The organism is Kitasatospora sp. NPDC007106 (assembly GCF_040634455.1).
Lineage (GTDB): Bacteria > Actinomycetota > Actinomycetes > Streptomycetales > Streptomycetaceae > Kitasatospora > Kitasatospora arboriphila.
In genome coordinates this window covers 1-9,792 of sequence record NZ_JBEYFP010000201.1, presented here as the reverse complement: position 1 = coordinate 9,792, position 9,792 = coordinate 1, and the positions used below count along the sequence as shown (strand labels likewise).

Here is a 9,792-nt window from a genome sequence, read left to right as displayed (position 1 = left end):
GGGAGGCACCGGTCCGTGCCTCCCGTCCCGCGCAGTTCCCCCCAGCCTTCGGCCGGGAGGTGCCCCCACGCGCCCCTGACGTGGTTCACCCGAGCTGTCAGGTACGCCGGTCCCGGACTGCGCAGTTCCCTGCACCCTGAGCCCGGTTCACCGGGCCTCTCAGCTGCACTGGGCGAGCATGGTCTGCTTGTCCGCCGGGGTGACCGGCAGGTCGTACTTGAGGGCGACCTGGGCGAAGCGGACGACGTAGGAGCAGCGGATCTTCGGGTCGGCGGGGAGCCACTCGGAGGGGCCGGAGTCGCCCTTGGCGGAGTTCTGCGGGCCGTCGGCGGGGATCAGGTTGAGCGGGTCGTTGGCGATCCGGACCCGCTTGGCCTTGTCCCACTTCGCGGCGCCCATCTGCCAGTCGTAGGAGAGCGGCATCACGTGGTCGATCTGGATCTTCGTGGCCTGCGCCTTCGTCCACTGCACGTCCTTGCCGGTGTACGGGTCGTGGATGGTCATGGACGTGACGGTGCAGGCGGAGCCGTCCTTGTGCTGGACGGAGCGGCCGTCCCGGGCGAGCAGGTCGTTGCGGGTGTCGCAGTTGTTGTGGCCGAGGGCGGTGCCGTCGACGTTGTCCGTCCAGGCGGGGCCGAACTGGTCGCGGTCGTAGCCGGTCCGGGGGCCGGCCGCGGCGGTGCGGACCTTGCCGATCAGGTCGCGGCCGGCCTTGTGGTCGGCGGCGGAGGTGAGCGGGGCGAGGCCGGGCCTGGTGCCGTCCGGGTTCTGCAGCGGGCTGGTGCCGACGGCGCCGCTCTGGGCGTGGTCCGTGGAGCTGCCGGGGGTACCGGAGGTGCAGGCGGTGAGCAGGAGGGCGGGCAGCAGCAGGGCGGACAGGGCGGTGGCAGGGCGGGCGCGCACGGGTTCTCCCCCGACGGTGTGGCGGTGACGGCGCACCAGCAGAGCAGGGCCCGTCGTGCCGGGTCAAGCCGCGGGGGTGGCGGGGCGGGCCGGGTCAGCCGCCGATCGCGGACATCGGGCGGTCGGGGCGGACGAAGCCGGCCGTGTCGATGGCGTGGCCGGGGCCCTTGCGGGCGATGGTGGCCCGCCAGGCGGCCTCGATCCGGTCGTCGTCGGCGCCGCCGCGCAGCAGGGCGCGCAGGTCGGACTCCTCGGTGGCGAAGAGGCAGTTGCGCAGCTGGCCGTCGGCGGTGAGCCGGACGCGGTCGCAGCCGCCGCAGAACGGCCGGGTGACGGAGGCGATGACGCCGACGACGGTGTCGGTGCCGGCGATCCGCCACTCCTCGGCGGGGGCGTTGCCGTGCCGGCCGACCGGGACGAGCTGCCAGCGGCCGCCGAGGTCGGCGAGGATCTCGTCGGCGGTGACCATGCGGGTGCGGTCCCAGGCGCCCTGGGCGTCGAGCGGCATGGATTCGATGAAGCGCATCCGGTAGCCGTGCTCGGCGGCGAAGGCGACGAGGTCGCGGAGTTCGTCGTCGTTGACGCCGCGGACGGGGACGGCGTTGACCTTGACGGGGTCGAGGCCGGCGGCGCGGGCGGCGGCGAGTCCGTCGAGGACGTCGGGGAGCCGGTCGCGGCGGGTGATCTCGGCGTACCGCTCGGGGCGGAGGGTGTCGAGGGAGACGTTGACCCGGTGCAGGCCGGCGGCCTTCAGGTCGGCGGCGGTGCGGGCGAGGCCGATGCCGTTGGTGGTGAGCGAGAGCTCGGGGCCGCCGTCCGGGCCGTCGAGGGCGGTGAGGGCGGCGACCAGGCCGGGCAGGCCGCGGCGGAGCAGCGGTTCGCCGCCGGTGAGGCGGAGGTTGCGGATGCCGAGGCGGTGGACGGCGATCCCGGCGAGCCGGACGACCTCGTCGTCGGTGAGGAGTTCGGGGCGGGGCAGCCAGTTCAGGCCCTCGGCGGGCATGCAGTAGGTGCAGCGCAGGTTGCAGCGGTCGGTCAGTGAGATCCGCAGGTCGGTGTGGATCCGGCCGTAGCGGTCGACCAGCGGGCCGCCGGGGGGCTGCGCGGTGCCGGGAGCGGTGGAGCGGGGTGCCATGCGCCCAGTACAGGGTGCGGGCGGGGGTCGCGGCCAGCGGCGGAAGTTCCGGTGTCCGCCGCTGACCTGCGAGGTCTCCTTGTCGGATCGTCCAACTGCCGTTGCGGCGGCCGGGTCGGGAGACTGGGGGCATGAGTGATCGGCGGATTCCGGCCCTGGTGCTGGCGGCGGGCGGCGGGCGGCGGCTGGGCGGGCGGCCGAAGGCGCTGGTGGAGCACCGCGGGCGGCCGCTGCTGGAGCATGCGCTGGCGGTCGTCCGGGCGGGCGGCTGCGGGCCGGTGGTGGCGGTGCTGGGGGCGGCCCGGGAGGAGGTGCGGGCGCGGGCGCGGACGGGCGACTGCCTGCTGGTCGACAATCCGGCGTGGGAGAGCGGGATGGGCTCCTCGTTGCGGGCGGGGCTGGCGGCGCTGCCGGCCGGTGCGCCGGCGGTGCTGGTGATGCTGGTGGACACCCCGGGGGTGACGCCCGAGGCGGTGCGGCGGCTGCTGGCGGCGCACCGGGCGGGCGGGCAGCTGGTGGCGGCGGCGTACGGCGGGCGGCGCGGGCATCCGGTGCTGATCGGGGCGCGGTACTTCGCGGAGGCGGCGGCCGGGGCCACCGGGGACGCGGGGGCGCGCGCCCTGCTGGCCGCGCACGCCGGGGGGCTCCTCCTGGTGGAGTGCGGCGACGTGGCGGTGCCGGACGACCTGGACACTCCGGAGGACCTGGCCCGCTGGTCCGCGTCCGCCGGATGAACCGGCTTGCGGCGCAGGCACGTTGGCCCCTCGCGTACGCCTCGTTCACCAGCACCCCCGCTGTTCGGCGGGGGCGCCGCCGCCGACGGGTCGTACGCCCCCCGACTCTCCCCGAGGTTTGCCGTAACCCGTTCCACCACCTGCCCGGATCAGCGAAGATGGGGGGTGACCTGCCCAGCCGACACCGAACGGACGGTGCCAGCCATGACCGCAGTGCCGCAGCCCGACGACTTCAGCGACCGGGCGCCCGGCCCCGCCCCGTCCGCGGGTGGCACCGCGATCCGCTGCCCGGCCTGCCGGGCCGAGCACGTGTACGAGGCGCCGAGCCTGCCGTGTCCGTGCGGGGCGCAGCTGCGGGTGCCGCTGCTGCGCGGCGGGGTGCCGGTGCAGGTGCGCTTCCGCTCCTGGGAGGACTCCTGGTTGAGCATGCGGTGCCCGCACTGCGGCCGCAACGACCAGTGGCCGCAGCCGGAGTACACCTGCAACTGCGGGGCGACGGTGCGGCTGCCGGTGGACCGGGCGCCGCGGCTGCCCTCCGCGGGGCCGGCCGGCCGGCCGGTGGGTGCCCGCCCGTACACCACGGCGGTGCCGCCGGAGCAGCCGGCGTCGCCGTCGGGCCGGCACCGGCTGATGCGGCCGCCGTTCCGTCCGCAGCCGGTGCGCTCGCCGCAGGACGCGCTGCCGGCCGCGGCCCACTACCTGCAGTGGCTGGGCTTCGAGGACCTGGAGCTGACGGACGGCCAGGACCGCGAGGCGGTGACGCTGCTCGGCTCCCGGATGGTGGCGCAGGTGGACACCTGGCCGGACCCGGCGGACGTGAAGGCCGTGGAGTGCCTGTGGATGCAGACGCTGCACAGCGAGGAGATGGCGTCGGCGATGTTCACCCTGGCCGGCTACTCGCACCAGGCGGTGGTCCGCGGCGAACAGTTGCTGGTCGCGCTGTTCACGCTGGACGTGTCGGGCATCCCGCAGCCGGCGAACGGCGCGGCCGAGGCGCTGATGGAGACCGGCTGGACGTCCTGACCCCCGCCGCGGCGGAGGGTGCCACTCCGCAATCCGTGCCGCTCGTGATCTGGTGCACAAGCTCGCCCCCGTGTTGAATTGCCGCCACAGCGCGGCGGAGGGGACGGCCGCGCCCCTGCCGGATGGCGCACACAAGGAGGTGGCGTTGTCGGAGCACGGAACGGGCCCGGGGGGCGTGGCGGACGCCGTATGGCGGCTGCGGTCGCGCGGATGCTGGCAGGAGGCTGCGGAGTTACTGCGACCGCACGCCGGGCGGGATCCGACCGCCGCGCTGGAGCGGGCCGAACTCCTCATCGAGCAGTGCATGTTCACGGCCGCGAACTGGGCCGAGGCGGAGGCCGCGCTGCGCCTCGCCGAGGCGGGGGCGGCGGCGCCCGGGCAGCGGGCCGCGGCGGCCTGCGCCCGGGGGTTCCTGGCGTACGTGGCGAGCGTGCTGGGCCGGCGGGACCGGCTGGACGAGGCGCAGGCTGCGCTGGGGCGGACCTCCGCGCTGCTGCCCCCGGACGCGCCGGGCCGCCCGCTGCTGGACTTCCGGCGCGGCCTGGTCGCCGAGAACCTGCTGCACGACCCGGCGGCGGCGCGGATCGCCTACCGCCGGGCGCACGACGCGGCGGCGGAGCGCCACGACGACCTGCTCTGCTCCTACACCTGGCGGCACCTGGCCGGGTTGGCGATGGCCGGCGGCGACCGGGAGCGGGCGCGGGAGGGGTTCCGCGCCTCGCTGCGGCTGCGCGAGGAACTCGGGTTCACGGTGGGGGTGGCGCCGGCCCTGGCCGCCCTCGCGGACGTCGTCGAGCCGGCGGAGGCGGTCCGGCTGCGGGCCGAGGCGGCCCGGCTGGTCCAGGCCCTCGGCGGGGTGCCGGTCTGGCTGGCCGGCCGGTTGCAGGTCCCGCCGCAGGGCGCGGTCCAGGACGGCGCGGTGGTCCGGGCACCGGGGACGGCCTGAACGGGTGCGCGGTGCGGTCCGGGCCGGTCCGGGCGCACCGCGCGGCCGCTCCCCCGGCGTGCCCGGGCATCGACGGTCCGATGCCGGGGCGGGCGGCCTCGGCGGCGCGACGGACGTGAGCTAAGGTAAGGCTAACCTGTCCGGGGCGAGCAGTGCCCCGGACGGGTGCCGCCGACGCCGTCCCCGGGCTCCGCCGAGCCCCGTCCGTACCGCTGGGGCCCGCATGACCCTGACCGCCGCTGAGGCCGCCCCGGTGCCGGCCCGCCCCGAACCGCCGCTCGCGGGCACGTACCGCAGACTGACCGCCGCCCACCCCGCCCTGCGCGTCCGGCTGGCGCCGCCGCCCTCCGGCGACGGCTGGGCCCGCGCCGGAGACCTGGCGGCGGACCCGGAGGCCGTCCGCGCCGCGATCGCCTTCGACGCCGAGGCCGGCGAGCGCGACCACGGCACCGCGCTGCGGCCCGACGTGGCGGCGGGGTTCTGCTTCCACCGCTGGGTGTGGCCGGTGGCGCTGGCCGTCACCCTGCCGTGGTTCCTGGAGCGCCGGGTGCCCCGGCTGCCGGTCGGCCGGGTCGCCTTCCACCGGGCGCGCGGCGAACTGACCGTGGACCCGGTGGAGTTGGTCGGCCTGCCGGGCGACCCGCTGGCCGCCGGGGGCCTGCTGCGCACCGTGCCGGACGAGGCCGCGCTGCGCGCCGAACTGCTCGACGCGGTGCACGAGCACGTGGCGCCGATGGTGGCCGCGTTCCGCCCCTGGGTGCGGCGCGGCCCGCGGACCCTCTGGGGCACGGCCACCGACGACGTGGTCGAGGGCCTCTGGTTCCTGGCCGGCCAACTCGGCGAGGAGGAGCGCGCGGTCGCGGAGCTCACCGCCCTGCTGCCCGGCGGCGGACCGGCCCCCTTCGTCGGCGGCGCCGCCTTCCGGCCGGGGGACGGAATCCGTACACGCACTCGGTCCACCTGCTGCCTGTTCTACACCGTTAGCCCGAACGAGCTGTGTTTCACCTGCCCGCGACAGCAGGAAAGGTGATTGCCATTCGAATATTCGCCGATAATTCCCCCGCACCGGTGCATCGCCGGTAATCCGGCCCTGCGGCACCGGAATTCTCCGCCATCATGGACCAGCCGTCCCTACGCAGGAAAGCGAGGCTGGTTCAGGTCATGAGACTGTCCGACATACCACTGGGCTGGGGCGCGGCGGGCACGGCCCTCCTGGTGGTCGCCGCCGTCCTCGTGGCGTTCGCCCGCAACCGGGCCGCCGCGGCGACCGGCGGGTCCGATTCCTGGGAGCGCTCGGAGGATCGCCGCCGCCGCAAGGAATCCCTGTACGGGGCCGCCTCGTACACCCTGCTCTTCTGCTGCGCCGCGGTCGCCGCGGCGCTGTCCTTCCACGGCCTGGTCGGCTTCGGCGTGCAGAACCTCAACCTCTCCGGGGGCTGGGAGTACCTGGTGCCGTTCGGCCTGGACGGGGCCGCGATGTTCTGCTCGGTGCTCGCCGTCCGCGAGGCCAGCCACGGCGACGCGGCGCTCGGCTCCCGGCTGCTGGTGTGGCTGTTCGCCGGTGCCTCCGCCTGGTTCAACTGGGTGCACGCGCCGCGCGGCCTGGGCCACGCCGGGGCGCCGCAGTTCTTCGCCGGCATGTCCCTCTCGGCGGCCGTGCTCTTCGACCGGGCGCTCAAGCAGACCCGCCGGGCGGCCCTGCGCGAACAGGGCCTGGTGCCCCGTCCGCTGCCGCAGATCCGGATCGTCCGCTGGCTGCGGGCCCCGCGGGAGACGTACGCCGCCTGGTCGCTGATGCTGCTGGAGGGCGTGCGCACCCTGGACGAGGCCGTCGAGGAGGTCCGCGACGACCGCCGGACGGCCGCCGCCGACCGGGAGCGCCGGCGGCTCGCCAGCCGCCGGGAGCGGGCCGAGATCCGCGCCATCGGCCGCCACCACGGGGGCTGGCGCCAGCGTTCCGCCGCCCGGCAGTTGGAGGCGGGCGGCACGGAGCCCGTCATAGCCGTCGACGCCGCACCCGCCGAGGTCCGGCCTGCCCCGCAGCCGGGGCTGCCGGTCCGCCCGGCGCCGCCGAGCGTCGACCTGACCCCGGAGGAGGACACCATGACGCTCCCCCGCCTGGACTCCCTGGAGCAGAAGCTCAAGGACCTGGAGCAGCAGTTCGGCTGATCGGCCGGAGCGCGCCGGGGGCTGCCCGCGTCCCCGGCCTCAGTACACCTGGCCGTCCGTCGGGGCGGGGCCCTCGGCGGACAGCTCGAACCACATCCGCTTGCCGGAGCCGCGGGGCTCCACGCCCCAGCCGTCGGCGAGCGCCTCCACCAGCATCAGTCCGCGGCCGGAGGAGGCCTGTTCGCCGGGCGTGCGGCGGGTCGGCCACAGGTCCGACTCGTCCTCGACCTCGACCCGCAGGCGGGCCCGGCCCTGGCCGGGCGCCTGGTAGAGCCGGGCGGTGAACATCGCGTCCCGGTCGGTGTGCCGGATCGCGTTGGTGACCAGCTCGGAGGAGAGCAGTTCGGCGGTGTCGATGAGGTCCGGCACCTGCCAGCGTCTCAGCGCGTCCCGCAGTTCGCCGCGGAGCTCGGAGATCCGGGCGAGGTCGGCCTGGCCGATCCGGCGCCGCAGCTGCTGGGCGGCGCGGCCGCCGGAGGGGCCGTCCCAGCGGAGCAGCAGCAGCGCTATGTCGTCCTCGCGCTCGCTGGAGTCGGCGGCCCGGGCGGCGACCCGGTCGGCCAGCTCCTCCAGCGGTTCGCGGGCGGACTCGTCGCGGGCGGGCAGCGGTGCGGCGACCGCCTCGCAGAGCCGGTCGAAGCCGGTGTCGAGGTCCATGCCGCGGGCCTCGACCAGGCCGTCGGTGCAGAGCAGCACGGTCTCGCCGGGGTCGAGGCTGAACCGGGTGACCCGGTACTCCTCGTCGGGGTCGACCCCGAGCGGCAGGCCACCGGCGACCGGCAGGACACAGGCCGAGCCGTCGGCCCGGCGGACCACCGGGTCGAGGTGGCCGGCCCGCACCGCGTAGACCACGCCGTAGTCGACGTTGACCTCGGCGTAGGTGCAGGTGGCGAAGTGGTCGGTGTCCAGGTCGGCGAGGAAGCGGGAGGCACGGGCCATCACCGCGGCGGGCGGGTGGCCCTCGGCCGCGTAGGCGCGCAGGGCGATCCGCAGCTGGCCCATGATGCCAGCCGCGTGCACGTCGTGGCCCTGGACGTCGCCGATGACCAGGCCCACGTGGCCGCCGGGCAGCGGGACCACGTCGTACCAGTCGCCGCCGATCTGCAGGCCGGAGCCGGCCGCGAGGTAGCGGACGGCGGTGGTGACGCCGGGCACCGAGGGCACGGCGCGCGGCAGCATGACCCGCTGCAGGCTGGCGGCGAGCTCGTGCTCGGCGTCGTGCAGCTGGGCGCGGGCCAGGGACTGGGCGACCAGGCCGCCGAGGGTGGAGAGCAGGGTGCGCTCGTCGGCGTCGAGCTCGCGGTCGTCGTCGAAGCTGACCACGCAGACGCCGATCGCCCGGCCGCTGACGACCAGCGGCAGGAAGGCCCAGGAGCTGCGGCCGGTGCCGGCGCCGAGCTGCTCCCACGCCTCCGGGTAGCGCTCGCGGTACTCGTCGCGGTCGGCGATGAAGACGGGGGTGCGGGTGCGGACGGCGAAGGCCATCGGGTGGTCGGCGGCGAGCGGGGAGCGGTCGTGCCGGGCGATCAGCTCGCTGCGGTAGCCGCTGGCGCCGAGGATGGCGAGCCGGCCGGCCTCCATGGAGGCGAGCACCAGGCCGTCCGGCGGCAGGCCGGGCAGCGGCAGCTCGGTGAAGACCCGGGCGACGTCGCGGACGGTGACCGCCTCGGACAGCGCCCGGGCGGCCTCCTTGATGAACCGGGAGCGCTCCTCGCGCAGCGCGGCGAGCTCGCCGGCCTTCTCCCGCTTGTGCAGCTCGACGGTGGCGTCCCAGACGAAGCCGACCATCCGGGACGGGCGGCCGAAGGCGTCGGCCAGGACCCGGCCGCGGAAGCGCACGGCGTGCATCTCGCCGCCGGGGTGGACGGTGCGGTAGTAGGCGCCGCACTGGCCGAGCTCGGCGACGGCCCGCTCGACCCGGCGGCTGACGACCGGGGCGTCCTCGGGGTGGAGCAGGGCGAGGAAGGCGGCGGAGCTGCGGTCGAAGCGGTCCGGGTCGAGACCCAGGATGTCGCAGGCCCGCTGGTCGCCCTCGAGGATGTCGCGGCGGATGTCCCAGTCGAACGAGCCGATGCCGTTGGCGGCCATCGCCGGCTCGAGCCAGTCGGGGGTGGAGTCGCCGCCGCGGCCGGACAGGCCGCGGCCGGTCGGGGGGACGGACAGGCCGGCGGTCGCGGTGCGCAGCGCGTGGCCCGCGGCGGTGCGCACCGCCTGGGCCGGTGGGCTCCGGCGCGCGGGCCCCTGCGGCTCGGGCTCTGTCGCCATGTGTCTCCTGCCGCTGCAGGCCGTGCCGTCCGGGGGACGGCACGGCCGGGTCGTGATCGGATTCGGTGTGCCGGCCGGTGGGGCCGGTCGGGAATCGGTTCTTCCCGCCGCACACCGCGCACACATTCTCACTAGCCTGTCGTATGTTCGGCAAGGCGGCAATCCCGGAGCACCGTCCGGGTGTCGCGAAGATGGGGCAAAGATGGGGCCGCGGTGACGGTTCGTACACGTTTCAGGACGGTCCGAGCTCGAACCAGGTGACCTTGCCCTCGCCGCGGAGCTGCACTCCCCAGTCGTCCGCCAGCGCTTCGACCAGCAGCAGTCCGCGGCCCGAGGTGGCGTACTCGCCGGGTGCCCGGCGCCCGGGCAGTCCGGTCGCGGCATCGCGGACTTCGATCCGGAGCAGGCCGTCCGGAGTGAGTTCCGCGTCGAACACCGCGCCAGCCCGGGTGTGCACCAGCGCATTGGTGATCAGTTCCGAGGCGAGCAGCTCCGCGGTGTCGGCCCGCTCCGGCGGTATCCCCCAGCGGTCGAGCACGGCCCGCAGCCGGCGGCGGACGGCGCCGACGGCGCTCAGCTCGGCCGGCTCCAGGGCGGCGTGCAGCCGGCGGTGCAGC

The 9,792-nt window shown here is 76.0% G+C and carries 9 protein-coding genes; 5 read left to right on the top strand and 4 right to left on the bottom strand.

What is annotated here, in order from left to right:
• Positions 1–159: 159 nt before the first annotated feature.
• Both ABZ641_RS17675 and moaA read right to left on the bottom strand, forming a co-directional pair.
• On the bottom strand, positions 160–903 hold the full coding sequence (locus tag ABZ641_RS17675; RefSeq protein ID WP_359982823.1) for an HNH endonuclease family protein: 744 nt from the start codon (positions 901–903) through the stop codon (positions 160–162).
• A gap of 94 nt (positions 904–997) precedes the next feature.
• Positions 998–2,038 (bottom strand): GTP 3',8-cyclase MoaA, encoded by a 1,041-nt coding sequence (moaA, locus tag ABZ641_RS17670; RefSeq protein ID WP_344627317.1) that lies wholly within the window; start codon positions 2,036–2,038, stop codon positions 998–1,000.
• Between the two features lie 131 nt (positions 2,039–2,169).
• On the opposite strand from moaA, the gene ABZ641_RS17665 reads away from it, so the two are divergent.
• The 5 genes from ABZ641_RS17665 (at position 2,170) to ABZ641_RS17645 (ending at position 6,910) form a co-directional block, all read left to right on the top strand.
• Positions 2,170–2,772 (top strand): nucleotidyltransferase family protein, encoded by a 603-nt coding sequence (locus ABZ641_RS17665; protein ID WP_344627318.1) that lies wholly within the window; start codon positions 2,170–2,172, stop codon positions 2,770–2,772.
• Between the two features lie 204 nt (positions 2,773–2,976).
• Positions 2,977–3,795: a hypothetical protein gene (locus tag ABZ641_RS17660; RefSeq protein ID WP_344627319.1), complete on the top strand. Its 819-nt coding sequence runs from the start codon at positions 2,977–2,979 to the stop codon at positions 3,793–3,795.
• Between the two features lie 145 nt (positions 3,796–3,940).
• Positions 3,941–4,741, top strand: coding sequence for a hypothetical protein (locus ABZ641_RS17655; protein ID WP_359982818.1), 801 nt, complete (start codon positions 3,941–3,943; stop codon positions 4,739–4,741).
• A gap of 223 nt (positions 4,742–4,964) precedes the next feature.
• Positions 4,965–5,771, top strand: a complete 807-nt coding sequence (locus ABZ641_RS17650; RefSeq protein ID WP_359982816.1) for a (2Fe-2S)-binding protein — start codon at positions 4,965–4,967, stop codon at positions 5,769–5,771.
• Positions 5,772–5,902: 131 nt separating this feature from the next.
• Complete coding sequence (locus tag ABZ641_RS17645; protein ID WP_359982814.1) at positions 5,903–6,910, top strand: DUF2637 domain-containing protein; 1,008 nt, start codon at positions 5,903–5,905, stop codon at positions 6,908–6,910.
• A 39-nt stretch (positions 6,911–6,949) separates the two neighbouring features.
• Here the strand turns inward: ABZ641_RS17645 and ABZ641_RS17640 are convergent, their stop codons facing one another.
• Together ABZ641_RS17640 and ABZ641_RS17635 are read right to left on the bottom strand one after the other, a co-directional pair.
• On the bottom strand, positions 6,950–9,175 hold the full coding sequence (locus ABZ641_RS17640) for a SpoIIE family protein phosphatase (RefSeq protein ID WP_359982811.1): 2,226 nt from the start codon (positions 9,173–9,175) through the stop codon (positions 6,950–6,952).
• A gap of 232 nt (positions 9,176–9,407) precedes the next feature.
• Positions 9,408–9,791: an ATP-binding protein gene (locus ABZ641_RS17635; RefSeq protein ID WP_359982809.1), complete on the bottom strand. Its 384-nt coding sequence runs from the start codon at positions 9,789–9,791 to the stop codon at positions 9,408–9,410.
• Between the last annotated feature and the right edge of the window lies 1 nt (position 9,792).

What these genes read in the sequence shown, in the direction of transcription:
- moaA (WP_344627317.1), bottom strand. Translation starts at nt 2,038, where the DNA reads ATGGCACCCCGCTCCACCGCTCCCGGCACCGCGCAGCCCCCCGGCGGC.
- ABZ641_RS17665 (WP_344627318.1), top strand. Translation starts at nt 2,170, where the DNA reads ATGAGTGATCGGCGGATTCCGGCCCTGGTGCTGGCGGCGGGCGGCGGG.
- ABZ641_RS17660 (WP_344627319.1), top strand. Translation starts at nt 2,977, where the DNA reads ATGACCGCAGTGCCGCAGCCCGACGACTTCAGCGACCGGGCGCCCGGC.
- ABZ641_RS17650 (WP_359982816.1), top strand. Translation starts at nt 4,965, where the DNA reads ATGACCCTGACCGCCGCTGAGGCCGCCCCGGTGCCGGCCCGCCCCGAA.
- ABZ641_RS17645 (WP_359982814.1), top strand. Translation starts at nt 5,903, where the DNA reads ATGAGACTGTCCGACATACCACTGGGCTGGGGCGCGGCGGGCACGGCC.
- ABZ641_RS17640 (WP_359982811.1), bottom strand. Translation starts at nt 9,175, where the DNA reads ATGGCGACAGAGCCCGAGCCGCAGGGGCCCGCGCGCCGGAGCCCACCG.